Genomic DNA, 21406 nt, shown 5'->3' with positions numbered 1-21406 from the left:
GGAAGGAGAAACAATTAAATGGCAGAACAAATTAGTTCAGCTAGAGCTGAAGCAAGAACTGTTCGTATCGCCCCAAGAAAAGCTCGTCTCGTTGTAGACTTGATCCGGGGTAAGAGCGTTGCTGAAGCATTGGCAATTTTGAAGTTTACGCCAAAAGCTGCTTCCCCAATCGTTGAAAAGGTTTTGCGTTCAGCAGTTGCTAACGCAGAACACAACTACGATCTTGAAAGTGCAAACCTTTACGTATCAGAAGCATACGTTAACGAAGGTGCTACTTTGAAGAGATTCCGTCCACGTGCCAAGGGTTCAGCTTCTCCAATCATGAAGAGAACCAGCCACGTAGTTGTTGTTGTTTCAGAATTGAACGATTAAGGGAGGTATTTGAATGGGTTCAAAGATTAACCCAATTGGTTTCCGTCTTGGTGTTAACCGCGACTGGGAAGCTAAATGGTACGCTGCTAGAGGCTACAAGGAAACTTTAAACGAAGACCTTCGGATCAGAAAGTTCCTCGATGAAAAGTTGAAGGATGCCTCCGTATCCACTGTTGAAATTGAACGTGCTGCTAACCGTGTAAACATCGCTATCCACACTGCTCGTCCAGGTATGGTTATCGGTAAGGGCGGCGCTGAAGTTGAAGCCTTGAACAAGGAAATCAACGCTTTGACTAACAAGCAAGTTCACATTAACATTGTTGAAATCAAGAAGCCTGATCTCGACGCCAAGCTTGTTGCTGACGGCATCGCTCGTCAACTTGAAGCTCGTATCGCTTTCCGTCGTGCCAGCCGTCAAGCTGCACAACGTTCAATGCGTGCCGGCGCCAAGGGTATCAAGGTACAAACTGCAGGCCGTTTGAACGGTGCTGACATGGCTCGCCGTGAATGGCACACTGAAGGCAGTGTTCCACTTCATACTTTAAGAGCTGACATCGACTACGCATGGGTAAACGCATTTACTACCTACGGCGAAATCGGTGTTAAGGTTTGGATCAACCGTGGCGAAATTTTGCCAGGTCGCAAGAATCAACCTGCAAAGCGTTCAAAGGGAGGTAAGAAGTAATGCCTTTAGTACCAAAGCGTGTAAAACACCGTCGTGAATTCCGTGGTAAGATGCGTGGTGCTGCCAAGGGTGGCAAGACTGTTGCATTTGGTGAATACGGTCTTGAAGCACTTGAATCCCACTGGATTACTAACCGTCAAATCGAAGCTGCCCGTGTTGCGATGACTCGTTACATGAAGCGTGGTGGTAAGGTTTGGATCAGAATCTTCCCTCAAAAGTCCTACACTGCTAAGGGTGTTGGTGTACGTATGGGTTCCGGTAAGGGTGCACCAGCAGGTTGGGTAGCTGTAGTTAAGAGAGAAAAGATCATGTTCGAAATTGGTGGCGTTTCAGAAGAAACTGCTCGTGAAGCAATGCGCCTCGCAGCAAGCAAGCTTCCAATTAAGTGCAAGTTCGTGAAGAGAGAAGACCAGGAAGCAGGTGGCGCAACTAATGAAGACTAAGGAAATCAGATCATTATCAACTGATGAATTGTTGGCAAAGGAAAAGCAATACAAGGAAGAATTGTTCAACTTGCGTTTCCAACAAGCTACCGGTCAATTAGAAAACACCGCTCGCTTGAGCCAAGTCCGTAAGAACATCGCTCGGATCAAGACTATCTTGAGCGAAAAAGAATTAGAACAAAACTAGTGGAAGGGAGATACTAACTTGAGCGAATCAATCGAAAGAAACCGCCGCCACGTTTACCAAGGCCGTGTCGTTTCCGACAAGATGGACAAGACTATCGTTGTTGTTGTTGATACTTACAAGAACCACCCAGTTTACAGCAAGCGTACTCGCTACTCAAAGAAGTACTACGCTATGGATGAAAATAACGAAGCCAAGGTAGGCGACATCGTTCGTATCATGGAAACCCGTCCATTATCACGTACTAAGCGTTTCCGTTTAGTTGACATTGTTAAGAAATCTGTTTAATTTACGGATTAGCTAAGGGAGGATTTAATAGTGATTCAAACTGAAACTCGTTTGAAGGTAGCTGACAACTCCGGTGCACGTGAATTGCTTGTTATCCGCGTTATGGGCGGGTCAAAGCGCAAGACCGGTAACATCGGTGACATCGTTGTCGCAGCTGTTAAACAAGCAACGCCAGGTGGTGTTGTAAAGAAGGGTGACGTCGTTAAGGCTGTTATCGTAAGAACCAAGTCAGGCGCTCGTCGTGAAGACGGTTCATACATCAAGTTTGACGAAAACGCAGCAGTTATTATCAACGCTGACAAGAGCCCTCGTGGTACTCGTATTTTCGGGCCAGTTGCACGTGAACTCCGTGAAGGGGACTTCATGAAGATCGTTTCACTTGCCCCTGAAGTATTGTAAAAGGAGAGTTGCGCGAATGTTCGTTAAAACTGGTGACAAGGTAAAAGTTATTGCCGGCTCAGAAAAAGGCAAGGAAGGCACTGTCCTTTCCGTAAACGTTAAGAAGAACCGCGTGGTTGTTAAGGGCGTTAACATGATCAAGAAGGCTACCAAGGCTTCAGCTGCTAACGCTAACGGCGGTGTGGTTGAAACTGAAGGTTCAATCCACGCTTCTAACGTTAAGGTTATTGCTAAAGCTGAAAGCAACAAAGATTAATTAGGGAAGGAGGACACTAATGGCTAATAGTTTTGCAACTAAGTACAACGAAGAAATCGTTCCTGCATTGACTAAGAAGTTTAACTACACTTCAAGCATGCAAGTACCAAAGATCGACAAGATCGTTTTGAACATGGGTGTTGGTGACGCCGTTGCCAACGCAAAGAACCTGGACGAAGCTGTTGAAGAATTGACCCTGATCTCTGGCCAAAAGCCAATGATTACCAAGGCCAAGAAGTCAATCGCCAACTTCCGTTTGCGTGAAGGTATGTCTATCGGTGCTAAGGTTACCCTTAGAGGCGACAGAATGTATGACTTCCTGAGCAAGCTGATCAACGTATCTCTTCCACGTGTTCGTGACTTCCGTGGTGTTTCAACTCGTTCATTTGACGGCCGGGGCAACTACACTCTGGGTGTTAAGGAACAATTGATCTTCCCAGAAATCGACTTCGATAAGGTTAACCGCACTAGAGGTTTGGATATCGTTATCGTAACTACTGCTCAAACTGATGAAGAAGCTCGTGAACTTTTGACTCAATTTGGCATGCCATTTGCTAAGTAATTTGGAGGACATACATGGCTAAGACATCACAAAAGGTAAGAAATCACCGTCCTGCAAAGTTTTCTTCACGTGAATACACTCGCTGCGAACGTTGTGGGCGTCCACACTCTGTTTACCGCAAGTTTGGTTTGTGCCGCATTTGCCTGAAGGATTTGGGACACAAAGGTCAAATTCCTGGTCTTAAGAAGGCCAGCTGGTAAATCGGTAAGGAGGATAGCATAGATGGTATTGACTGACCCAATCGCAGACTTTTTGACTAGAATCAGAAACGCCAACATGGCTAAGCACGATTCAGTAGAAATTCCTGCATCAAACATTAAGAAGTCACTTGCAGAAATCTTGAAGCAAGAAGGTTTCATCCGTGACTACGAAGTAACTGAAGACGGTAAGCAAGGCGTAATCAAGATTACCTTGAAGTACGGTCCAAACGGTGAACGTGTTATCTCCGGTTTGAAGCGTATCTCCAAGCCAGGCTTGAGAAACTACGTTTCAGCTGACAACCTGCCAAAGGTTCTGAACGGCTTAGGTATCGCTATTGTTTCTACTTCAGCTGGTATCCTTACCGACAAGGAAGCTAGAGAAAAGAACGTCGGCGGCGAAGTTATCGCTTACGTTTGGTAATTCTGACAGGAAGGAGAACAATTAATGAGCCGTATTGGTTTAAAGGTAATTAACGTCCCTGAAAGTGTCACTGTTACCAAGAATGGTAATGAAATTACTGTTAAGGGCCCAAAGGGTGAATTGACTAGAGAATTCGACCCACGCATCAAGTTCGAACAAGAAGACGGTGTAATCCGCTTCAGCCGTTCAAACGAAAATGACAAGGCTATCCACGGCACTATGAGAGCCAACCTGGCTAACATGATCGAAGGTGTCGTAAATGGCTACAAGAAGGAATTGAAGCTGATCGGTGTTGGTTACCGTGCAGTTGCTAAGAACAATGTCTTGACTCTGAACGTTGGCTACTCACACCCAGTTGAAATGAAGGCCCCAGAAGGCATTACTGTGACTACCTCATCAGCAACTGACGTTACTGTTGAAGGTATCTCAAAGCAAGTAGTCGGCCAATTTGCTGCGGAAATTCGCGCCGTACGTTCACCTGAACCTTACAAGGGCAAGGGTATCCGTTACGTTGACGAATTCGTTCGCCGCAAGGAAGGTAAGACTGGTAAGTAATAGAAAATAATTTTGAGGTGAAATTGTGATTTCAAAACCAGATAAAAACAAGTTGCGCTTAAAGCGCCACAGACGTGTTCGCGGTAAGATTTCTGGTACTGCTGAGCGCCCACGCTTGAGTGTTTTCCGTTCAAACACTAACATCTACGCTCAATTGATTGATGACGTAGCGGGTGTCACGCTTGCAAGTGCCTCAAGTTTAGACAAGTCCGTTTCAAAGGATGCTACCAAGGTAGAACAAGCTCAAGCTGTTGGCAAGGCCATCGCTGAAGCTGGTAAGGCCAAGGGCATCACTGAAGTTGTCTTCGACAGAGGTGGTTACATCTACCACGGTCGTGTAGAAGCTTTGGCTGACGCAGCTCGTGAAAACGGCTTAGAATTCTAGGAAAGGAGATTAACACATGGCAAACCGCAACGATTCAAAAAATCGTAGAAACAAGGACGACATCGAAGATCAATTGGTCGCTATCAACCGGATTACCAAGGTTGTTAAGGGTGGTCGCCGTCAAAGATTTGCTGCCTTAGTTGTCGTTGGTGACAAGAAGGGTCACGTTGGCTTTGGTACTGGTAAGGCAACTGAAGTTCCAGAAGCTATCCGCAAAGCAGTCGAAGCCGGCAAGAAGAACATGATCTCAGTTCCAACTGTTGGTACTACTATTCCTCACGAAGTACTTGGCCACTATGGCTCAGGTAACGTTCTGCTTAAGCCAGCTGAAGCCGGTTCAGGTATTGCAGCTGGTGGTGCCGTACGTATCGTTATGGACATGGCTGGTATCGGCGACGTTACTTCCAAGTCTTTGGGTTCAAACACTCCAATCAACGTTATCCGGGCCACTATCGATGGTCTGCAAAAGTTGAAGACTCGCGAAGACGTTCTGAAGCTTCGTGAATCAGCTAAGAGCTTGCAAGATTAGGGAGATTATAGATGACAGATTTAAAGATTACTTTAATTAGAAGTGTTGCCCACCGTCTGCCTGAACAAAGAAAAGTTGTTAAAGCTCTCGGCTTAGGCAAGATCAACAGTACTGTTGTCCAACCAGACAACGCTGCAACTCGTGGCGCGCTGATGAAAATCGCTCACTTAATTTCTGTTGAAGAAGTTAACAAATAAATCAAGGAGGGTCCAATTTAATGAAACTTAATGAATTACACCCATCCGAAGGTTCACGCCACGCTAGAAAGCGTGTCGGCCGTGGTACTTCAAGTGGCTTCGGTAAGACTTCAGGTCGTGGTCAAAAGGGTCAACACGCACGTTCCGGCGGTAACACCCGTTTAGGTTTTGAAGGTGGTCAAATGCCATTGTTCAGAACTATGCCTAAGCGTGGTTTCAAGAACATCAACCGCAAGGAATACGCAATCGTTAACCTTGCAGATTTGAACAAGTTCGAAGAAGGCAGCGTAGTTGACTTCGAAGCTTTGAAGGCTAAGGGCTTGGTTAAGAAGCAATTGTCAGGTGTCAAGGTACTTGGCAACGGCGAATTGAACGTTAAGTTGACTGTAAAGGTTAACAAGGTTTCTGAAGCTGCTAAGAGCGCGATCGAAGCAGCTGGTGGCACTGTAGAGGTGATCTAATGTTTTCAACCTTGAAGAACGCCTTCAAGGATAAGGAAATTAGAAATAAGCTTTTCTATACTTTGTTTATCCTTGTAATTTACCGACTCGGTGCAAATATTACAGTTCCGGGGATAAATGCGAAGGCTCTGACGACAGTTGCTAATACGGGACTTGTTTCCGTATTAGATACGGTTTCCGGTGGTGGCTTGGACAACTACTCTATCTTCTCATTGGGGGTATCACCATACATCACTGCGCAAATCGTTATCCAACTGTTGCAGATGGACATCGTACCAACGCTTGTCGAATGGGGCAAGCAAGGGGAAGTTGGCCGGCGCAAAACCAACCAGGTTACCCGGTATTTAACGCTGTTTGTTGCTTTTGTCCAGAGTGTGGGGATTACATTAGGTTTTAACGCCTTGTCTTCCTTCGGTCTGGTTAAGACTCAAACTTGGCAAACCTACTTCGAAATCGGTATGATCATGACAGCTGGTACCTTCCTGTTAACTTGGCTGGGTGATGAAATTACCGATAAGGGTTTAGGCAATGGGGTTTCAGTAATTATCTTTGCTGGGATCATTGCCCGCCTGCCAGGCGGACTTTACCAAGTCTTCCAAGATCAGGTGATCAACAACAGTGCAAGTGATCGCTGGCAAGGAGTTGCGTTCTTCGTTGCGCTTATTGTCGCAATTTTATTGGTAACGAAATTCGTTACCTGGGTTGAACAAGCTGATCGTCGTATTCCGATCCAATATACGAGAAGAGCGACGACCAGTGGATCAGAAAGTTTTCTACCATTAAAGGTTAACGTCTCCGGCGTTATTCCAGTTATCTTCGCCAGTTCGTTCATCGTTACGCCAGCCACGATTTTGATGGCTTTCCAAGGCAAGTACGGCGACACGACTTGGTATCAGGTCTTATCGAATATCTTTAGCTTGCAGACGACCCCTGGTGCAATTATCTACACCCTTTTGATCATTCTATTTACTTTCTTCTATGCCTTCGTTCAGGTAAATCCTGAGAAGCTGGCGGAAAACTTACAAAAGCAGGGTGCATATATTCCTAGCGTGTGGCCAGGTAAGGACACTGAGAAATATATGAGTTCAATGTTGCTGAAGCTTTCAACGGTCGGGTCCGTATATCTGGGTTTGGTTGCTTTGCTTCCACAGCTTGCAACCAACATCTGGGACCTGCCAAGTTCAATTGGCTTGGGTGGGACCAGCTTGTTGATCGTTATCGGGGTTGTTCTGGAATTGTCACGGCAAATCAACGGTTTGTTGATGAAGCGTGAATATGCCGGATTTATTAGATAGGTGAAAAAATATGATTAATTTGATTCTTCTTGGTCTGCCAGGCGCAGGCAAGGGTACTGCATCTGAACAAATCGTTGACAAGTATCACTTGGCTCACATTTCAACCGGTGATATGTTTAGAGAAGCTATGGCTAACAAGACTCCAGTAGGCTTGGAAGCCAAGTCTTACATCGACAAGGGCGATTTGGTTCCAGACGAAGTAACTGCTAAGTTGGTTGAAGAACGTCTCGGTCAAGACGACGTTAAGAATGGTTTCATTCTTGACGGTTTCCCGAGAACGACTAACCAGGCAGAATTGCTCGACGAAATCACTACCCGCTTGAACAAGCAGCTGACCAACGTCATCGCAATCGATGTCAAGGAAGAGACTTTAATCGATCGTTTATCTGCACGGTTCATGTGCAAGAATTGCGGCGCAACTTACAACAAGTTCTCAAAGAAGCCTAAGGTCGAAGGGACTTGCGACCGCTGCGGCGGCCACGAGTTCTATCAACGTGAAGACGACAAGCCTGAAGTTGTCAAGAACCGGCTGGAAGTTAACGAAAAGATGAACGCTCCATTGAAGGAGTACTATGACAAGAAGGGCTTGCTCGCTACTGTAAACGGCGAACAAGCACCTGAAAAAGTTTTTGCAGATATCGACGCTATCCTGAGCAAGGATTAGCCAAAAGAATTTGCAAATTTTTTCGAACGTGTTATAATTTCGAAGTATGACTGTTTTGATTGCGGAGGGGCAACTTTGGCAAAAGATGATGTCATTGAAGTAGAAGGTAAGGTAGTTGATACCTTACCTAATGCTATGTTTAAAGTCGAATTGGAAAACGGTGCCACTATTTTGGCTCACGTTTCCGGCAAGATCAGAATGCACTACATTCGGATCCTGCCTGGCGACCGGGTCACTGTGGAGCTGTCTCCATATGACTTGACTAAAGGTAGAATTACGTATCGGTTTATTAAATAAAAACGGAGGCAAACATGAAGGTTAGACCATCTGTTAAGCCAATGTGCGAACATTGCAAGGTCATTAAGAGACATGGTCGTGTTATGGTTATTTGCCCTGCAAATCCAAAGCACAAGCAACGTCAAGGTTAATTTTAGAAAGTAGGAGGTGCATTCTATGGCACGTATCGCTGGTGTTGACTTACCAAGAGATAAAAGAGTTGTTATCGCTTTAACTTACATTTACGGTATCGGTGAACACACTGCACAAGAAATCTGTGCAGCAGCCGGTGTATCTGAAGACGTTCGTTCAAAGGACTTGACCCCAGAACAACAAGAAAAGCTTCGTGCAGAAGTCGACAAGTACCGTGTTGAAGGTGACTTGCGTCGTGAAGTAAGCATGAACATTAAGCGTCTTGTTGATATCGGTTCATACCGTGGTATCCGTCACCGTCGCGGTCTTCCAGTTCGTGGTCAAAACACCAAGAACAACGCACGTACTCGTAAGGGTGCTAAGAGAAGCCGTTAATCCAAAAATAATATAAGGAGGTTTATTGATGCCTGCAAAGAAAACTGCTCGTAAGCGTCGTGTGAAGAAGCACGTTGAAAGTGGCGTGGCTCACATTCACTCAACGTTTAACAACACTTTAGTTATGATTACTGACGTTCAAGGTAACGCCGTTGCCTGGTCTTCAGCTGGTGCTTTGGGTTTCAAGGGTAGCCGTAAGTCTACTCCATTTGCTGCGCAAATGGCTGCTGAAGCTGCTGCTAAGAGCGCAATTGACCAAGGTATGAACCACATCGAAGTATCAGTTAAGGGCCCAGGTTCTGGTCGTGAATCAGCAATCCGTGCTCTGCAAGCTGCTGGTCTGGAAATCACTTCAATCCGTGACGTTACTCCAGTACCTCACAACGGTTCTAGACCACCAAAGCGTCGTCGTGTTTAATAAAATCTTACTTTGAGACGTGCGTTTTGAAAGGGGCCCAGTAATGATTGAATTTAAAAAACCAAATATTACCGTCGTGGATCAAGAAGACAGTTACGGTAAGTTTGTCGTTGAACCGCTGGAGCGTGGGTTTGGTACTACCTTAGGTAATTCACTGCGTCGGGTTTTGCTGACTTCTGTTCCAGGGACCGGTTTGGTGAAGGTGAAGATCGATGGTGTCTTGCACGAATTCACTACTGTTCCCGGTGTTAAAGAAGACGTAACCAAGATCATCTTGAACCTGAAGAAGCTTGAACTCAGAGCCTACACTGAAGAAGTAAAGACGATCGAACTCGACGTTGAAGGTCCAGCTACGGTAACTGCTGAAGATTTGAAGGCTGATGCTGATGTTGAAGTCTTGAATCCTGACCAATACATTTGTACCATCGCTCAAGGTGGCCACCTGCACATGTGGATTGATGTCTGCAACGGCCGGGGCTACGTACCAGCCAGCGAAAACAAGACTGCTGAAATGTCCATCGGCGACATTCCAGTTGACTCACTTTTCTCACCAATCGAAAAGGTCAACTACCAAGTTGAATCAACCCGGGTTGGTAAGAGAGAAGACTTTGACAAGCTTACCCTGGAAATTTGGACAAATGGTTCAATCGCTCCGAATGACGCCCTCAACTTTGCCGCCCGTGTTCTGGTCGAACACTTCAAGGCCTTCGAATCAGCTGACGCTGCTGCCGAAATCGGTGAAGTTATGGTAGAACAGGAGAACGACCAAAAGGAAAAGAAGCTCGAAATGACTATCGAGGACTTGGACCTTTCAGTTCGTTCATACAACTGCTTGAAGCGGGCTGGCATCAACACCCTGCAAGACTTGACTGTTAAGTCAGAAGCAGAAATGATGCGGGTACGCAACCTGGGACGTAAATCATTGGAAGAAGTTAAGAATAAATTGGCAGACCTGGGTCTTTCACTTCGTCAAGAAGACTAGTCTGTAATAAAGGAGGCACATTAATGTCATACCGTAAATTAGGTTGGGACAGTAGTCAAAGAAAAGCTATGCTCCGTGAAATGACTACCCAATTGATCATTAACGAACGCATCGTCACTACTGAAGCTCGCGCTAAGGAAGTACGTCGTACTGCTGAAAAGATGATCACTTTGGGCAAGCGCGGTGACTTGGCTGCAAGAAGAAAGGCTGCTGCTTTTGTACGTAACGAAATCGCTGATATCCACGAAGAAGGCGACGAAGTAGTTGTTAAGTCAGCACTTCAAAAGCTCTTCAGCGACGTAGCTCCTCGTTACAAGGACCGTAACGGTGGTTACACCCGGATCATGAAGCTGGCAGTTCCTCGTAAGGGTGACGCAGCTCCTATGGTAGTTTTGGAATTGGTTTAATTCTCAAGCTGCAAATTTAATACTTTTTGAAATTATTCATGAAAGCGAGAATAAGCGCGATGATGATGGGGAAACCTTAGTCTAGCTTAGATGGTTCGATATCATCCCTCTTCATGGATGATTTTTTTTTGCGCTTTTTTACCCTGGCTTGATACAATAGAAGGAAATGAGCAAATAGGTGGTGACGCGATGAGCGACAATATTATTTCTTTTGACCATGTGACTTTTACTTACCCGGACAGCCCGCGGCCAGCTGTGTCTGACCTCTCTTTTGCGATTGAGCGGGGAAGCTGGACGGCCCTGATCGGGCATAACGGCAGCGGCAAGTCAACGGTCTCTAAATTGATCAATGGCCTGCTGGCCCCAGATGATTTGGATAAGTCCTCTATTACAGTTGACGGGGTCAAGCTGGGGGCTGACTCGGTTTGGGAAGTCAGAGAGAAGGTCGGCATTGTCTTCCAGAATCCTGACAACCAGTTTGTCGGGGCCACGGTCAGTGACGATGTTGCTTTTGGCTTGGAGAACCGGGCAGTGCCCCGGCCGGAAATGCTGAAAATCGTCGCTCAGGCGGTCGCTGACGTTGGTATGGCTGATTATGCTGACAGCGAGCCCAGCAACCTCTCAGGGGGGCAGAAACAGCGCGTAGCGATCGCCGGCATCCTGGCGGTCAAGCCCCAGGTCATCATCCTGGATGAATCGACCTCCATGTTGGACCCGGAAGGCAAGGAGCAGATCTTGGACCTGGTCCGGAAGATCAAGGAAGACAATAACTTGACGGTTATTTCCATCACCCACGACCTGGAAGAAGCTGCAGGGGCTGACCAGGTTTTGGTTTTAGACGACGGCCAGCTGCTAGACCAGGGCAAGCCGGAGGAAATTTTTTCCAAGGTGGAGATGCTGGAGCGGATCGGCCTGGATATTCCCTTTGTCTACCGGCTCAAGCAGCTCTTGAAGGAACGGGGGATTGTGCTCCCGGATGAAATTGATGATGAGGAAAAGTTGGTTCAGAGCTTATGGCAATTAAATTCGAAAATGTAAGTTATGTCTACAGCCCTGGCTCACCGCTGGAGGCGATCGGCCTGGACCAGCTGAATTTCAGCCTGGAAGAGGGGAAGTTTATCGCTCTGGTTGGCCATACGGGCAGCGGCAAGTCGACCTTGATGCAGCACTTTAACGCGCTGTTAAAGCCCAACAGCGGCAAGATCGAAATCGCGGGCTACACTATTACCCCGGAGACTGGCAATAAGGGCTTGAAGGACCTGCGCCGCAAGGTGAGCCTGGCCTTTCAGTTTCCAGAGGCCCAGCTCTTTGAAAACACGGTTTTAAAGGACGTTGAGTATGGGCCAAGGAACTTTGGCTTCAGTGAAGATGAGGCCCGAGAGGCGGCTTTAAAATGGCTTAAAAAGGTGGGTCTGAAAGATGACTTGATTGAGCATTCGCCGTTTGACCTGTCCGGCGGGCAGATGCGGCGGGTGGCCCTGGCTGGGGTTTTGGCCTATGAGCCGGAGATCATCTGTTTAGATGAGCCGGCAGCTGGCCTGGACCCAATGGGGCGGCTGGAAATGATGCAGCTGTTTAAGGACTACCAGGCAGCCGGGCATACGGTGATTTTGGTAACCCACAACATGGATGACGTGGCAGATTACGCCGACGACGTCCTGGTTTTGGAGCATGGCCGCTTGATCAAGCATGCCAGCCCTAAGGAAGTCTTCAAAGACAGTGAATGGCTGCAAAAGCACCATCTGGCTGAACCCCGTAGCGCCCGTTTTGCCGCAAAACTTGCGGCAGCCGGCTTAAAGCTGCCGGGCCAGCCTTTGACCATGCCGGAACTGGCGGACGCGATTAGCCAAAGCTTGAAGGGGGGAGAGCATGAGTAAGATTATTATCGGCCGCTACCTGCCGGGGACGACCTTTGTCTACCGGGTAGACCCCCGGGCCAAGCTGCTGACGACTTTTTACTTTATCATCATGATCTTCCTGGCCAACAACTGGGTCAGCTATCTGGTGATCAGCGTCTTTGGCCTGGCCTGCGTTTTCGCGACGGGACTGAAGGCCAGAGTCTTTTGGGACGGGGTCAAGCCAATGATCTGGCTGATTGTTTTTACCTCACTTCTGCAGACCTTCTTCATGGCCGGTGGAAAAGTCTACTGGCACTGGTGGATATTTACCCTGTCCAGTGAGGGCTTGATCAATGGTTTGTACGTCTTCATCCGTTTTGCCATGATTATTCTGGTATCAACGGTGATGACGGTGACGACCAAGCCCCTGGAAATCGCGGATGCCATGGAATGGATGCTGACGCCGCTCAAGCTCTTCAAGGTCAACGTGGGCATGATCAGTCTGGTGATTTCGATCGCCCTGCGCTTCGTGCCGACCTTGTTTGATCAGACGGTCAAGATCATGAATGCCCAGCGGTCCCGGGGCGCCGACTTTAACGACGGTGGCCTGGTTAAGCGGGCCAAGTCAGTGGTCCCGATGCTGGTGCCGCTTTTTATCGATTCTCTGGAAGTGGCCCTGGACTTGTCCACGGCCATGGAATCCCGGGGCTACAAGGGCAGTGAAGGCCGGACCCGCTACCGGATCCTGGAATGGAGCAAGGTGGACTTGATTCCGGCTGTTTACTGCCTGCTGTTGACAATTTTGATGATCACGACAAGGATGCATTGATGACGAGCAGATACAAATTGACATTGTCCTATGACGGCCATGAATTTCATGGCTTCCAGTCCCAGCCGGGGCAAAGAACGATTCAAGGGACGGTAGAGGAGATCCTCAAGCGGATGACTAAGGGCCAGGAGGTCCGGGTCTTCGGGTCAGGCCGGACGGATGCCGGAGTCCACTCAGTCGGGCAGGTAATCCACTTTGACTATCCAGGCCGGGAAATTCCGGCAGGCAACATGATCAAGGCCCTAAATTCCCAGCTGCCGATGGATATGGTTTTTACTGACTGTGAAATTGTGGATAAAGATTTCCACTCCCGCTTTTCCGTCAAGGGGAAGTGGTACCGCTACCGGGTCAGCCTGGATGGCTTCGTAAACCCCTTTAAGCGTTTTTACACAGGACATTATCCATATCCGGTAGATGTGGAAAAGATGCAAGAAGCCGCCAAGGACCTCCTGGGCCGGCATGATTTTACCAGTTTCGCGGCCAGCGGCGGGCAGATTGAGGATAAAGTCCGGGACATGTACTATGTCAACGTGGCCTTGGATGAAGAAAACAACGAAGTGATCATGGACTTTATCGCGACCGGCTTTTTGTATAACATGGTCCGGATCCTGGTGGCCACCTTGCTGGAGATCGGCAATGGCCGCCGGCCGGTGCACGACTTAAAGCGGGTGATCGCGGCCAAGAACCGGCTGGAGGTCCAGCAGACCGCCCAGGCCAGCGGCTTGTACCTCTACCATGTCTTTTACGAGGAAGTGCCAAGAAAATATCGGCTCGACCTTGATTTATAATTGACATTTTGGTATTTAGGACATATGATATAAGAGTATGTTTGTCCACGATAGGCCCCGGAAACTTATTGTATTCAAACTACGAATTAAACGGAGGAATTTACATTGCGTACTACACCATTAGCAAAGACTAGTGAAATTGAACGTAAGTGGTACTTGATTGACGCTACTGATGTTTCATTGGGTCGTCTTTCAACTGCTGTTGCTACTATCCTTAGAGGTAAGAACAAGCCTCAATTTACCCCAAACGTTGACACTGGTGACAACGTCATCATCGTTAACGCTTCTAAGTTGAAGCTGACTGGTAAGAAGGCAACTGACAAGATCTACTACCACCACTCAGAATACCGTGGCGGCTTGAAGTCTGTATCAGCTGGCGAATTGCTTGCCAAGAACCCTGTTAAATTGGTTGAATTGTCAGTTAAGGGTATGCTTCCAAAGAACACTCTTGGCCACCAAGAATTCTTGAAGATGCACGTTTATGCTGGTGAAGAACACAAGCACGAAGCGCAAAAGCCTGAAAAGTTAGACATTAACAATTTGATCTAGGAGGTAGTTTAGATGGCACAACAAGCTGCATATGCAGGTACTGGTCGTCGTAAGGACGCCGTAGCTCGCGTTCGTTTAGTACCAGGCGATGGTAAGATCACTGTTAACAACAAGGATGTTGCTGACTACATTCCATTGCCAATCTTGGTTAAGGACCTTAAGCAACCTTTGACTTTGACTGAAACTGAAGGCCAATACGACGTTATCGTTAACGTTAACGGTGGTGGTTTCTCAGGTCAAGCCGGTGCGATCCGTCATGGTATCGCCCGTGCCCTTCTTGAAGTAGACCCAGACTTCCGTGGTCCACTGAAGAAGGCTGGCTTCTTGACTCGTGACCCAAGAATGAAGGAAAGAAAGAAGCCAGGTCTGAAGAAGGCCCGCAAGGCTTCACAATTCTCAAAGCGTTAATCTTTCGATTGCGTTTTGCCTTCCAAAAGCGTTGTCCCGCAAGGGATGGCGCTTTTTTGATGCCAAAAATTGAATAGCAAGAAAAAGACTATTTCCTAGGAAATAGTCTTTTTACATGATCAAATTTAAGCAGTGGGGAAGGCAGCTAATCGTTACCGCCTGGCTCTTCCGTGTTACCTCGCCGTCGGTATGGACCCAGAGCGGCTGACTCAGTTCAATATGAATCTGCTGGCCCTGGCCATGGTGGACGCCCTTAAAGTGGTAGTATTTCCCGACATAAGCAGCCGGAAATTTGGGCAAAATTTGCGCGAGGTTCAAGTCGCTAATCGCTGCCAGGCTGAGCTTGTCGCTGTTGCCGTCGGCATCAGGCGCAAAGCGGAAGCCGCCGCCTTCATAGGCGGTGTTCATGCAGGCGGCGAAGATCATCTTGATGCTTTCGCCATTGTCCAAGGTTACCTTTGCCTGGACTTTGGGGATGGTGGCGAGTTCTCTTAAAGCAATGGTCCCGTAGCTCAGCCGGCCCTGGTTGAAGGAGTTAAAAAAGTTCTTGAACTTGGACCGGTTAACTTCATAGCAAACCGCCGCATCAAAGCCAACCCCGGCAGGTATCATCATAGGTTAATTCGCCCAGGTCCATCTGCCTGAGAATCTTGCCTTCAGTGATCTTTTGAATGTTGTCGTCTTGGCTAGGATCTTTTTGGATATTCTTGATGCCTAGGCCACGGGCCAAGTCGTTGCTGGACCCAATCGGCAAGAAGGCGAATTTTACTTTGCTAAAATCCTCAATTGCGTTGACCACGCCGTTGATGGTGCCGTCTCCCCCAACGGCCACCAGGGTGACTTCTTCTTTTTGTCCAAATTGCTTGATGAAGTTGCGGATATAGCTGGTCCTAGCCGAAAAACAGGTAAAGTAGGGCTTGTGGGCTGCTTCTAAGGCTGCTTCCAGCTTTTTAATAATGTGGTTGTCGTTTTGCCCGGACTGGGCGGCCGGATTGGCAATAATAAAATACATCTTCTTAACCTCACGCGAAATTAATCCAATGTATTTATTATAACGTATTTTGTTTTCTTGTTTTTTGATTATTTTTCGACGTGCTTTTTCGCTTGACGGATCAAGTAGACGCCGAGGATGATGACCATGATGGCACCCAAAATATTGGTGGCGGTGTCGTTGTAGTAGTCCCCAAAGTAGCCGCCGTCGCCAGCAGAATTAAGGATGGCGTCAAGGCCCACCAGGATGAAGAAGGCCCCGCTCCAGGTCAAGACGTGCTTGTTGAGAGTCAGGGTTGGGAAAAGCTCTTCCCAAATGAACTTGTCTTCTTGCTTGTCAAATTCCTCGTCCGGGCAGGAAATCAGGTTGCGGGCGTGGAAGAAGGAAAAGAACCAAACCAAGAGGGAAAAGCTCATGAAGAGGGTGGGCAGGCTGATCAAGGTTGGGATGATCAAGACCGTGAAGAAGACCAGCATTAAGCTGAAGCCGCTCTTCATGAAGCCCATGTACATCTCAGTGGCTCCGGGGATGAATGAGGTAAAAAATTCTAAAACTTCGCTTTTTTTACGATGACTAAAGTGCATTGTTACTTACTTCTTTCTGTTTTTACTTTTTCATCTGGCAGATTGATGCGGGTGCTGTTCAGCTTTTTAGTGAACTGATTTTGCTTGGCAATCTGCGAGATCTTGTCTGACTCCAAAAATTCAAGGCTATTTTGCCAGTTCTTTGGCAGGAACTGCCCAGCTAAGAGCAAGAGGCAGGCGGCCGCACAGGCGGCGATGATCTGGACCTTGATCCGCTGATAGTGGGCTAAGCTGATAGTCTTCTTGGCTGTTTTTTCTTTTATCTTTTCAGTTTCGCTTTCTTTAGCCTGGGCCAGGACCTGGTCAGCCAGGTCAGGGGGCGGCGTGACTAAATCCCTTTCGGCTGCGTTAATTAACTCGGCCAATTCGCTATCAGTCAGATAGGCGAATTCTGCTTGTTTTTCATTCTCTTTCTCTTCCTGTTTTTCTAGTTGACTCTCTTTCATCAGGGCTGCCTCCTTTCCAGCTGATTTTTTAATAGTTCTCTTGCCCGGTAAATATGAGTCTGGACGGTTTTAAGCGGTTTTCCATGCTCTTTGGCAATTTCCTTGGTCTTTTTCCCCATTAAAAAGTAGAGCTCAGCATCGCCTTTAAGCGAGTCTGGCAACTTTTTAACCGCCTCCTGGAGCTCCTCCATTAGCTCCTGGTTCAAGACCTGGTCTAGGGGCGTTTGCCTGTCTGCTGGCTCAGCCACTTGGTCAAGATCCGCGGCAGGCTTTTGCTTTCTGAGATAGTCAATTGCCTTATTGCTGGCGATCCGGCAGAGCCAGGCCTTTTCGTTTTGCCCGTCAAATTGACTCCATTTTTGATAGGCAGTTAAAAAGGTTTCCTGGGTCAGACCGTCAGCCGCAAAGTAGTCATGCGTGATTTTTAAGCAAAGAGAAAACACCAGCTTTTGGTAAAGCTTTAAAAGCCGTGCCAGGTTTTCTTGATCGTTAATTTTCTTTCGCCTCCTCCTGCTACTGAATATAACGGAAAAAGTTGCCAAATGTCTTCAACTTTTTCAAAAAAATAGACCAAATTTTTTGCTGAATTTCCCATGTTAAAAAGATTAAGTCAAAAAGCTACTTTACTTTTGATTATTAACTGGTGAAAAGGCTGACGTTAAGATTATAACAATTTTGGCCTATACCGTTACTTTAACTTGTAAAACCGAAAAAATGAAAATATAATTAATTAAATCTTAGAAACGAACAAGCATAAAAAGAACAGCACAAGCAAGAAAAAATGGAAAGCAGGGATTTTTAATGAAAATATCTAAGATCGTCATAGGCGCCGGGGTCGTCCTAGCAGCGGCAAGCTTGTCAGCCTGCGGGAGCTCAAAGGCTAGCTCAAGTACTAAGCAGGTTTTAAACTGGACGACTAGCGCGGAAATTCCAACCATGGACTTGTCCAAGGCGACCGACTCAGTATCCTTTACCCAGATTTCCAATACCTTTGAAGGCTTGTACCGCCTGGGCAAGGACTCAAAGATTACTCCCGGCCTGGCAACCTCTGAAAAAGTTTCCAAAGACGGTAAAACTTACACCTTTACCTTGAGAAAGAACGATAAGTGGTCCAACGGGGATCCGGTGACGGCCCAGGACTTTGTCTACTCCTGGCGGCGGACAGTCAACCCGAAGACTGAATCAGAATACTCATACCTCTTCTCAGGCATCAAGAATGCTGACAAGATCGTAGCTGGCAAGAAGCCGGCAACAAGCCTGGGGATCAAAGCGGTTGGCAAGTACAAGCTGGTCGTGACCCTGGAACGGCGGATCCCTTACTTCAACAAGCTGATGGGCTTCGCGGTCTTCTTCCCGCAAAATGAAAAAGCCGTTAAGAAGTATGGCTCCAAGTACGGGACAGCTTCCAAGTACCTGGTCTACAACGGTCCTTACATCCAAAAGGGCTGGACCGGGTCCAACCTGTCTTGGAAGATGGTCAAGAACAAGTACTACTGGGACAAGAGCAAGGTCAAGCTGAACCAGATCAACTGGAGCGTACAAAAGTCAACCACGACCTCCTACAACCTCTACCAGGCTAAGAAGCTGGACGCTACTTCCCTTGACTCTTCCCAAATCAAGCAGCTAAAGAGCGATAAGGCCTTCACCTTGCTGCCGCAAGGCGGGACCTACTACATGGAATTCGGCCAGGGCAAGAGTGGCAACGAATACGTCAAGAACGCCAACATCCGCAAGGCCCTGTCACTGGCAATTGACCGCGGGGGCCTGGTTTCCACCATCGACGGCGGGGCCAGCCAGCCGGCCAACACCTTGACCTCCAAGGACTTGACCAAGGTCAACGGCAAAGACTACACCAGCTTGATCTCCAGCAGCGCCAAGAGCCTCTACCCGAAGGACGGCAACAAGAAGCTGGCCAAGCAGTACCTGGCTAAGGGCCTGGCTGAACTGGGCAAGAGCAAGATTAAGCTGACCTTGGTCTCCAGTGACACGGACAGCGCCAAGAAGACGGCAGAATCAATCCAGTCCAACATTGAAGCGACCCTGCCGCAGGTTAAGGTGGAAGTCAACAGCGTGCCATTCAAGACTCTGCTGAACCGCCTGGCCAGCCACAACTTCCAGCTGGGCTTGATCGACTGGATCGCCGACTTCGCTGACCCAATCTCCTTCCTGGACCTGTTCACGACTGGCAACAGCCAAAACGACGGGCAATGGTCAAACAGCGAATACGACAAGCTGATTGCTGACTCCAAGATCACCACGTCTGCCAGCCAGCGCTGGAGCGACATGAGCAAGGCTGAAGACATCCTCTTAAACGATGCCGGTATCTGCCCGCTCTACTACTCAACTAGCGTCATGCTGGTCCGGACCAGTGTCAAGAACGCGGTCTACAACCGGGGCAACTGGGACTTCAAGGAAGCCTACGTTAAATAATCGGGATTAAAGATAGTCAAGAAAGCAGATCTCCGGATCTGCTTTTTTGCGCAAAAATTTTCTCCTTTGACTATAATTAAGGCAGGAACAATTACAGCAAAAGGAAAAGAGGGCATGATGAAAAAAGGCGACAAATTGATTGACTGGGCCATGGAAATCCAAGCGATCGGGCAGACCGGACTGGCCTACAGCAAGGATGTTTTTGACACGGAGCGCTACAGCCGCCTGCGGGAAATAGCCGCGGAAATGCTGGCGGAAAAAAGCGCGGTCAACTATGACAAGGTCAAAGAGCTCTTTTGCAATGAAATTGGCTACCAGACTCCGAAAATCGCGACCAGGGCGGCAATCTTCAAAGATGACCAGATTCTCCTGGTCCAGGAAAAAGAAGGGCACTGGTCCCTGCCTGGCGGTTGGTGTGACGTCGACCAGTCTCCAGCTGACAACTGCGTCAAGGAGTGCCAGGAAGAGTCAGGTTTAACTGTTAAACCGGTCAAAATTATCGCTGTCCAAGACCACTTCAAGCACCATGGCTCCATCCACCCTTACGGGATTACCGACATTTATTATCTCTGCCAGTCTTTAGGCGGGGAATTCCAGGCCAACTCCGAAACCAGCCAGGCAGCCTGGTTTAAGGAAGATGACCTGCCGCCTTTGGCAGAAAACAAGAACTCAACTGAGCAGGTGAAGATGTGCTTTGCCGCGCACCGGGATGCCAACTGGCAAACTTTATTCGACTAAAAAACTCGCCTCACGGCGAGTTTTTGCTATCTATTCATTTTTTCAGCTTTTGCCTGTTTTTACTTCTTAGCAGCTAATTGCCGGCAGACCAGGACCATCAAGAGGCAGCTAAGCAAACTGTAGACCCCGCCAAAGTAGGGGGTGCTGGCGATCCCGGTCAAGCCGGCCGCTTGCGCTGCCGTAAAGGAGCCCAGGGAGATGCCAACATTGGCAAAAATTGAGTTGAAGCTGGAAGCAAGGTCAAGTGAGTCCGGATATTCCGCCGCGGCCAGGTCCAGGAAATATACCTGGGTGGAAGACCCGTACATGCTGTTGCTGCAGCAGATGCCGACGATGCACAGGAAGGCCAGCCAGGACAGAGGCAAAAGCGGGGCCAAGAGGAAGAGCAGGACGGTCTGGATGCCAAAGACCAAAGGCAGACGCTTAATCCCGCCATGGTCAGCCAGAAAGCCCCCGGTCTTGTTGCCGGCAATAAAGGCCAAGCCCAGCAGCAAGAGCAGGACATTCAGCCAGCTCTTTGGGAAATGCATGTAGTCGGTGATCAAGGTCCGGATGTAGGTATAGTAGGTATACTGAGCCGCGCAGACCAGGATGATCGCCAGGAGGGTCAGCTGGATCTGCCGGTTGCCCAGGATGGCAAACTGCTTATTCCCCTTGCTGGACTGGCTCTGCGGGGTGTCCCGGGGCACGAAGACCAGTAAAAGGATAAAGGCTACGAGTGTCAGAAGCGAGATCATCCAGAAACTGGCATGCCAGGAAAAAGTGGTTGAGATAAAGGTCCCGATGGGCAGGCCGATGATGGAAGCAATCGAGAAGCCGGCAAAAATCCAGGACAGAAGCGAGGCTCTTTTTTCCAAGGGGGCAACGAAGTTGGCAATAACCAGGATTAGGGAAATAATCGCCCCGGCTGTCGTGGCAGACAGGATTCTGGACAAAAGCAGGCTGACATAGCTGTAAGACAAGGCCGTCCAGGTATTGCCGATAAAGAAGATCCCCATCAAAAAGAAGAGGAGCTGGTGGCGCTTGAAATACTTGGTCAGGGAAGTGACCAGGGGAGTGGCGACAGCGTAAACCAGGGCAAAAACGGTAACCAGGTAGCCCAAGCTGCTGAGGGAGGCATTTATTTCCCGGGAAATATCCGGCAAAACGCCGACGATCATATATTCATTGCAGCCCAACATGAAGGCTACGAAAACGAAGAGAAAGGCTTGAATTTTGTAACGTGACATGCGAAAACTCCTATAAAATACACCGTTAATTAGTTTAACAGAAAAAATGTTAAAATGAAGATGATGTAT

At 48.0% G+C, this 21406-nt stretch carries 37 protein-coding genes; 31 read left to right on the top strand and 6 right to left on the bottom strand.

Annotation, left to right across the window (positions count from 1 at the left end):
- Nucleotides 1–18: 18 nt before the first annotated feature.
- The 29 genes from rplV to rpsI all read left to right on the top strand — a co-directional run bounded on the left by rplV (nucleotide 19) and on the right by rpsI (nucleotide 14919).
- A complete protein-coding gene (gene rplV / locus ACLUXO_RS03090; protein ID WP_002878207.1) occupies nucleotides 19–372 on the top strand; it encodes a 50S ribosomal protein L22 in 354 nt (117 codons plus the stop codon).
- 13 nt (nucleotides 373–385) lie between these two features.
- Nucleotides 386–1057: a 30S ribosomal protein S3 gene (gene rpsC, locus ACLUXO_RS03085; protein ID WP_260264692.1), complete on the top strand. Its 672-nt coding sequence runs from the start codon at nucleotides 386–388 to the stop codon at nucleotides 1055–1057.
- Complete coding sequence (gene rplP / locus ACLUXO_RS03080) at nucleotides 1057–1500, top strand: 50S ribosomal protein L16 (RefSeq protein WP_002878205.1); 444 nt, start codon at nucleotides 1057–1059, stop codon at nucleotides 1498–1500. Before rpsC ends, rplP begins: the two co-directional genes overlap by 1 nt.
- Nucleotides 1490–1687, top strand: coding sequence for a 50S ribosomal protein L29 (gene rpmC / locus ACLUXO_RS03075; RefSeq protein ID WP_002878201.1), 198 nt, complete (start codon nucleotides 1490–1492; stop codon nucleotides 1685–1687). The genes rplP and rpmC overlap by 11 nt, the downstream gene beginning before the upstream one ends.
- A gap of 18 nt (nucleotides 1688–1705) precedes the next feature.
- Complete coding sequence (gene rpsQ, locus ACLUXO_RS03070) at nucleotides 1706–1972, top strand: 30S ribosomal protein S17 (protein WP_002878196.1); 267 nt, start codon at nucleotides 1706–1708, stop codon at nucleotides 1970–1972.
- 30 nt (nucleotides 1973–2002) lie between these two features.
- Nucleotides 2003–2371: a 50S ribosomal protein L14 gene (rplN, locus tag ACLUXO_RS03065; RefSeq protein WP_002878195.1), complete on the top strand. Its 369-nt coding sequence runs from the start codon at nucleotides 2003–2005 to the stop codon at nucleotides 2369–2371.
- Between the two features lie 16 nt (nucleotides 2372–2387).
- Nucleotides 2388–2627: a 50S ribosomal protein L24 gene (rplX, locus tag ACLUXO_RS03060; RefSeq protein ID WP_050889557.1), complete on the top strand. Its 240-nt coding sequence runs from the start codon at nucleotides 2388–2390 to the stop codon at nucleotides 2625–2627.
- Between the two features lie 19 nt (nucleotides 2628–2646).
- The gene (gene rplE / locus ACLUXO_RS03055; RefSeq protein WP_003620844.1) at nucleotides 2647–3189 is read left to right on the top strand and encodes a 50S ribosomal protein L5; all 543 of its coding nucleotides are present in this window, start codon (nucleotides 2647–2649) and stop codon (nucleotides 3187–3189) included.
- A 14-nt stretch (nucleotides 3190–3203) separates the two neighbouring features.
- Nucleotides 3204–3389, top strand: a complete 186-nt coding sequence (locus ACLUXO_RS03050; RefSeq protein WP_412136276.1) for a type Z 30S ribosomal protein S14 — start codon at nucleotides 3204–3206, stop codon at nucleotides 3387–3389.
- Nucleotides 3390–3411: 22 nt separating this feature from the next.
- Complete coding sequence (gene rpsH, locus ACLUXO_RS03045; RefSeq protein WP_300615044.1) at nucleotides 3412–3810, top strand: 30S ribosomal protein S8; 399 nt, start codon at nucleotides 3412–3414, stop codon at nucleotides 3808–3810.
- Nucleotides 3811–3834: 24 nt separating this feature from the next.
- A complete protein-coding gene (rplF, locus tag ACLUXO_RS03040) occupies nucleotides 3835–4365 on the top strand; it encodes a 50S ribosomal protein L6 (RefSeq protein ID WP_412136275.1) in 531 nt (176 codons plus the stop codon).
- A gap of 25 nt (nucleotides 4366–4390) precedes the next feature.
- Nucleotides 4391–4750 carry a 50S ribosomal protein L18 gene (rplR, locus tag ACLUXO_RS03035; protein ID WP_270447284.1) on the top strand — a complete coding sequence of 120 codons (360 nt, stop codon included), beginning with the start codon at nucleotides 4391–4393 and terminating at the stop codon, nucleotides 4748–4750.
- Nucleotides 4751–4766: 16 nt separating this feature from the next.
- A complete protein-coding gene (gene rpsE, locus ACLUXO_RS03030) occupies nucleotides 4767–5279 on the top strand; it encodes a 30S ribosomal protein S5 (protein WP_003620849.1) in 513 nt (170 codons plus the stop codon).
- A gap of 11 nt (nucleotides 5280–5290) precedes the next feature.
- The gene (gene rpmD, locus ACLUXO_RS03025) at nucleotides 5291–5476 is read left to right on the top strand and encodes a 50S ribosomal protein L30 (protein ID WP_002878183.1); all 186 of its coding nucleotides are present in this window, start codon (nucleotides 5291–5293) and stop codon (nucleotides 5474–5476) included.
- Between the two features lie 20 nt (nucleotides 5477–5496).
- The gene (gene rplO, locus ACLUXO_RS03020; RefSeq protein ID WP_296227863.1) at nucleotides 5497–5937 is read left to right on the top strand and encodes a 50S ribosomal protein L15; all 441 of its coding nucleotides are present in this window, start codon (nucleotides 5497–5499) and stop codon (nucleotides 5935–5937) included.
- Entirely contained in the window at nucleotides 5937–7232 is a 1296-nt protein-coding gene (gene secY / locus ACLUXO_RS03015) for a preprotein translocase subunit SecY (protein ID WP_003620853.1), read from the top strand. Before rplO ends, secY begins: the two co-directional genes overlap by 1 nt.
- A 10-nt stretch (nucleotides 7233–7242) precedes the next feature.
- Nucleotides 7243–7896, top strand: coding sequence for an adenylate kinase (locus ACLUXO_RS03010; protein ID WP_002878179.1), 654 nt, complete (start codon nucleotides 7243–7245; stop codon nucleotides 7894–7896).
- Between the two features lie 75 nt (nucleotides 7897–7971).
- Nucleotides 7972–8193, top strand: coding sequence for a translation initiation factor IF-1 (infA, locus tag ACLUXO_RS03005; protein ID WP_002878178.1), 222 nt, complete (start codon nucleotides 7972–7974; stop codon nucleotides 8191–8193).
- Nucleotides 8194–8207: 14 nt separating this feature from the next.
- Nucleotides 8208–8324 carry a 50S ribosomal protein L36 gene (rpmJ, locus tag ACLUXO_RS03000; RefSeq protein WP_002878160.1) on the top strand — a complete coding sequence of 39 codons (117 nt, stop codon included), beginning with the start codon at nucleotides 8208–8210 and terminating at the stop codon, nucleotides 8322–8324.
- A gap of 25 nt (nucleotides 8325–8349) precedes the next feature.
- Complete coding sequence (gene rpsM, locus ACLUXO_RS02995; protein WP_003613363.1) at nucleotides 8350–8700, top strand: 30S ribosomal protein S13; 351 nt, start codon at nucleotides 8350–8352, stop codon at nucleotides 8698–8700.
- 28 nt (nucleotides 8701–8728) lie between these two features.
- On the top strand, nucleotides 8729–9118 hold the full coding sequence (rpsK, locus tag ACLUXO_RS02990) for a 30S ribosomal protein S11 (protein WP_201330222.1): 390 nt from the start codon (nucleotides 8729–8731) through the stop codon (nucleotides 9116–9118).
- A gap of 43 nt (nucleotides 9119–9161) precedes the next feature.
- The gene (locus tag ACLUXO_RS02985) at nucleotides 9162–10100 is read left to right on the top strand and encodes a DNA-directed RNA polymerase subunit alpha (RefSeq protein WP_270447288.1); all 939 of its coding nucleotides are present in this window, start codon (nucleotides 9162–9164) and stop codon (nucleotides 10098–10100) included.
- A gap of 23 nt (nucleotides 10101–10123) precedes the next feature.
- Nucleotides 10124–10507 carry a 50S ribosomal protein L17 gene (gene rplQ / locus ACLUXO_RS02980; protein ID WP_002878136.1) on the top strand — a complete coding sequence of 128 codons (384 nt, stop codon included), beginning with the start codon at nucleotides 10124–10126 and terminating at the stop codon, nucleotides 10505–10507.
- A gap of 189 nt (nucleotides 10508–10696) precedes the next feature.
- The gene (locus ACLUXO_RS02975) at nucleotides 10697–11545 is read left to right on the top strand and encodes an energy-coupling factor ABC transporter ATP-binding protein (protein WP_412136274.1); all 849 of its coding nucleotides are present in this window, start codon (nucleotides 10697–10699) and stop codon (nucleotides 11543–11545) included.
- A complete protein-coding gene (locus ACLUXO_RS02970; protein WP_412136273.1) occupies nucleotides 11521–12384 on the top strand; it encodes an energy-coupling factor transporter ATPase in 864 nt (287 codons plus the stop codon). Before ACLUXO_RS02975 ends, ACLUXO_RS02970 begins: the two co-directional genes overlap by 25 nt.
- Nucleotides 12377–13174 (top strand): energy-coupling factor transporter transmembrane component T family protein, encoded by a 798-nt coding sequence (locus tag ACLUXO_RS02965; protein ID WP_412136272.1) that lies wholly within the window; start codon nucleotides 12377–12379, stop codon nucleotides 13172–13174. Before ACLUXO_RS02970 ends, ACLUXO_RS02965 begins: the two co-directional genes overlap by 8 nt.
- The gene (gene truA, locus ACLUXO_RS02960) at nucleotides 13174–13962 is read left to right on the top strand and encodes a tRNA pseudouridine(38-40) synthase TruA (protein ID WP_412136271.1); all 789 of its coding nucleotides are present in this window, start codon (nucleotides 13174–13176) and stop codon (nucleotides 13960–13962) included. The genes ACLUXO_RS02965 and truA overlap by 1 nt, the downstream gene beginning before the upstream one ends.
- A 105-nt stretch (nucleotides 13963–14067) precedes the next feature.
- Entirely contained in the window at nucleotides 14068–14511 is a 444-nt protein-coding gene (gene rplM, locus ACLUXO_RS02955; protein ID WP_003613334.1) for a 50S ribosomal protein L13, read from the top strand.
- A 12-nt stretch (nucleotides 14512–14523) separates the two neighbouring features.
- Entirely contained in the window at nucleotides 14524–14919 is a 396-nt protein-coding gene (gene rpsI / locus ACLUXO_RS02950; RefSeq protein ID WP_154546862.1) for a 30S ribosomal protein S9, read from the top strand.
- A gap of 111 nt (nucleotides 14920–15030) precedes the next feature.
- Here the strand turns inward: rpsI and ACLUXO_RS02945 are convergent, their stop codons facing one another.
- The 5 genes from ACLUXO_RS02945 to ACLUXO_RS02925 all read right to left on the bottom strand — a co-directional run bounded on the left by ACLUXO_RS02945 (nucleotide 15031) and on the right by ACLUXO_RS02925 (nucleotide 17482).
- Nucleotides 15031–15534: a diacylglycerol/lipid kinase family protein gene (locus ACLUXO_RS02945; protein ID WP_412136270.1), complete on the bottom strand. Its 504-nt coding sequence runs from the start codon at nucleotides 15532–15534 to the stop codon at nucleotides 15031–15033.
- Nucleotides 15506–15931: a diacylglycerol/lipid kinase family protein gene (locus tag ACLUXO_RS02940; protein ID WP_412136269.1), complete on the bottom strand. Its 426-nt coding sequence runs from the start codon at nucleotides 15929–15931 to the stop codon at nucleotides 15506–15508. The genes ACLUXO_RS02945 and ACLUXO_RS02940 overlap by 29 nt, the downstream gene beginning before the upstream one ends.
- A gap of 68 nt (nucleotides 15932–15999) precedes the next feature.
- A complete protein-coding gene (locus ACLUXO_RS02935; protein ID WP_412136268.1) occupies nucleotides 16000–16422 on the bottom strand; it encodes a hypothetical protein in 423 nt (140 codons plus the stop codon).
- 74 nt (nucleotides 16423–16496) lie between these two features.
- Entirely contained in the window at nucleotides 16497–16940 is a 444-nt protein-coding gene (locus ACLUXO_RS02930; RefSeq protein ID WP_412136267.1) for a hypothetical protein, read from the bottom strand.
- Nucleotides 16940–17482 carry an RNA polymerase sigma factor gene (locus ACLUXO_RS02925; protein ID WP_412136266.1) on the bottom strand — a complete coding sequence of 181 codons (543 nt, stop codon included), beginning with the start codon at nucleotides 17480–17482 and terminating at the stop codon, nucleotides 16940–16942. Before ACLUXO_RS02925 ends, ACLUXO_RS02930 begins: the two co-directional genes overlap by 1 nt.
- 259 nt (nucleotides 17483–17741) lie before the next feature.
- On the opposite strand from ACLUXO_RS02925, the gene ACLUXO_RS02920 reads away from it, so the two are divergent.
- The gene (locus tag ACLUXO_RS02920) at nucleotides 17742–19370 is read left to right on the top strand and encodes a peptide ABC transporter substrate-binding protein (protein WP_412136265.1); all 1629 of its coding nucleotides are present in this window, start codon (nucleotides 17742–17744) and stop codon (nucleotides 19368–19370) included.
- Between the two features lie 114 nt (nucleotides 19371–19484).
- On the top strand, nucleotides 19485–20108 hold the full coding sequence (locus tag ACLUXO_RS02915) for an NUDIX hydrolase N-terminal domain-containing protein (RefSeq protein WP_412136264.1): 624 nt from the start codon (nucleotides 19485–19487) through the stop codon (nucleotides 20106–20108).
- Between the two features lie 59 nt (nucleotides 20109–20167).
- Here ACLUXO_RS02915 and ACLUXO_RS02910 read toward each other — a convergent pair whose 3' ends face one another.
- Nucleotides 20168–21337, bottom strand: a complete 1170-nt coding sequence (locus ACLUXO_RS02910) for an MFS transporter (RefSeq protein WP_412136263.1) — start codon at nucleotides 21335–21337, stop codon at nucleotides 20168–20170.
- Nucleotides 21338–21406: the final 69 nt, after the last annotated feature.

The sequence above is a fragment of the Lactobacillus delbrueckii subsp. bulgaricus genome (assembly GCF_046938665.1).
GTDB lineage: Bacteria > Bacillota > Bacilli > Lactobacillales > Lactobacillaceae > Lactobacillus > Lactobacillus delbrueckii_C.
Note: the sequence above shows the minus strand (reverse complement) of the source record. Positions and strands in the feature narration are given on the sequence as shown.

Excerpts from the sequence above, each read along its gene's own strand:
- rplV (WP_002878207.1), top strand. The coding sequence starts at position 19 with ATGGCAGAACAAATTAGTTCAGCTAGAGCTGAAGCAAGAACTGTTCGT.
- rpsC (WP_260264692.1), top strand. The coding sequence starts at position 386 with ATGGGTTCAAAGATTAACCCAATTGGTTTCCGTCTTGGTGTTAACCGC.
- rplP (WP_002878205.1), top strand. The coding sequence starts at position 1,057 with ATGCCTTTAGTACCAAAGCGTGTAAAACACCGTCGTGAATTCCGTGGT.
- rpmC (WP_002878201.1), top strand. The coding sequence starts at position 1,490 with ATGAAGACTAAGGAAATCAGATCATTATCAACTGATGAATTGTTGGCA.
- rplX (WP_050889557.1), top strand. The coding sequence starts at position 2,388 with ATGTTCGTTAAAACTGGTGACAAGGTAAAAGTTATTGCCGGCTCAGAA.
- rplE (WP_003620844.1), top strand. The coding sequence starts at position 2,647 with ATGGCTAATAGTTTTGCAACTAAGTACAACGAAGAAATCGTTCCTGCA.
- ACLUXO_RS03050 (WP_412136276.1), top strand. The coding sequence starts at position 3,204 with ATGGCTAAGACATCACAAAAGGTAAGAAATCACCGTCCTGCAAAGTTT.
- rpsH (WP_300615044.1), top strand. The coding sequence starts at position 3,412 with ATGGTATTGACTGACCCAATCGCAGACTTTTTGACTAGAATCAGAAAC.
- rplF (WP_412136275.1), top strand. The coding sequence starts at position 3,835 with ATGAGCCGTATTGGTTTAAAGGTAATTAACGTCCCTGAAAGTGTCACT.
- rpsE (WP_003620849.1), top strand. The coding sequence starts at position 4,767 with ATGGCAAACCGCAACGATTCAAAAAATCGTAGAAACAAGGACGACATC.
- rpmD (WP_002878183.1), top strand. The coding sequence starts at position 5,291 with ATGACAGATTTAAAGATTACTTTAATTAGAAGTGTTGCCCACCGTCTG.
- rplO (WP_296227863.1), top strand. The coding sequence starts at position 5,497 with ATGAAACTTAATGAATTACACCCATCCGAAGGTTCACGCCACGCTAGA.
- secY (WP_003620853.1), top strand. The coding sequence starts at position 5,937 with ATGTTTTCAACCTTGAAGAACGCCTTCAAGGATAAGGAAATTAGAAAT.
- ACLUXO_RS03010 (WP_002878179.1), top strand. The coding sequence starts at position 7,243 with ATGATTAATTTGATTCTTCTTGGTCTGCCAGGCGCAGGCAAGGGTACT.
- rpmJ (WP_002878160.1), top strand. The coding sequence starts at position 8,208 with ATGAAGGTTAGACCATCTGTTAAGCCAATGTGCGAACATTGCAAGGTC.
- rpsM (WP_003613363.1), top strand. The coding sequence starts at position 8,350 with ATGGCACGTATCGCTGGTGTTGACTTACCAAGAGATAAAAGAGTTGTT.
- rpsK (WP_201330222.1), top strand. The coding sequence starts at position 8,729 with ATGCCTGCAAAGAAAACTGCTCGTAAGCGTCGTGTGAAGAAGCACGTT.
- ACLUXO_RS02985 (WP_270447288.1), top strand. The coding sequence starts at position 9,162 with ATGATTGAATTTAAAAAACCAAATATTACCGTCGTGGATCAAGAAGAC.
- rplQ (WP_002878136.1), top strand. The coding sequence starts at position 10,124 with ATGTCATACCGTAAATTAGGTTGGGACAGTAGTCAAAGAAAAGCTATG.
- ACLUXO_RS02975 (WP_412136274.1), top strand. The coding sequence starts at position 10,697 with ATGAGCGACAATATTATTTCTTTTGACCATGTGACTTTTACTTACCCG.
- ACLUXO_RS02970 (WP_412136273.1), top strand. The coding sequence starts at position 11,521 with ATGGCAATTAAATTCGAAAATGTAAGTTATGTCTACAGCCCTGGCTCA.
- ACLUXO_RS02965 (WP_412136272.1), top strand. The coding sequence starts at position 12,377 with ATGAGTAAGATTATTATCGGCCGCTACCTGCCGGGGACGACCTTTGTC.
- truA (WP_412136271.1), top strand. The coding sequence starts at position 13,174 with ATGACGAGCAGATACAAATTGACATTGTCCTATGACGGCCATGAATTT.
- rpsI (WP_154546862.1), top strand. The coding sequence starts at position 14,524 with ATGGCACAACAAGCTGCATATGCAGGTACTGGTCGTCGTAAGGACGCC.
- ACLUXO_RS02945 (WP_412136270.1), bottom strand. The coding sequence starts at position 15,534 with ATGATGATACCTGCCGGGGTTGGCTTTGATGCGGCGGTTTGCTATGAA.
- ACLUXO_RS02940 (WP_412136269.1), bottom strand. The coding sequence starts at position 15,931 with ATGTATTTTATTATTGCCAATCCGGCCGCCCAGTCCGGGCAAAACGAC.
- ACLUXO_RS02935 (WP_412136268.1), bottom strand. The coding sequence starts at position 16,422 with ATGTACATGGGCTTCATGAAGAGCGGCTTCAGCTTAATGCTGGTCTTC.
- ACLUXO_RS02930 (WP_412136267.1), bottom strand. The coding sequence starts at position 16,940 with ATGAAAGAGAGTCAACTAGAAAAACAGGAAGAGAAAGAGAATGAAAAA.
- ACLUXO_RS02920 (WP_412136265.1), top strand. The coding sequence starts at position 17,742 with ATGAAAATATCTAAGATCGTCATAGGCGCCGGGGTCGTCCTAGCAGCG.
- ACLUXO_RS02915 (WP_412136264.1), top strand. The coding sequence starts at position 19,485 with ATGATGAAAAAAGGCGACAAATTGATTGACTGGGCCATGGAAATCCAA.
- ACLUXO_RS02910 (WP_412136263.1), bottom strand. The coding sequence starts at position 21,337 with ATGTCACGTTACAAAATTCAAGCCTTTCTCTTCGTTTTCGTAGCCTTC.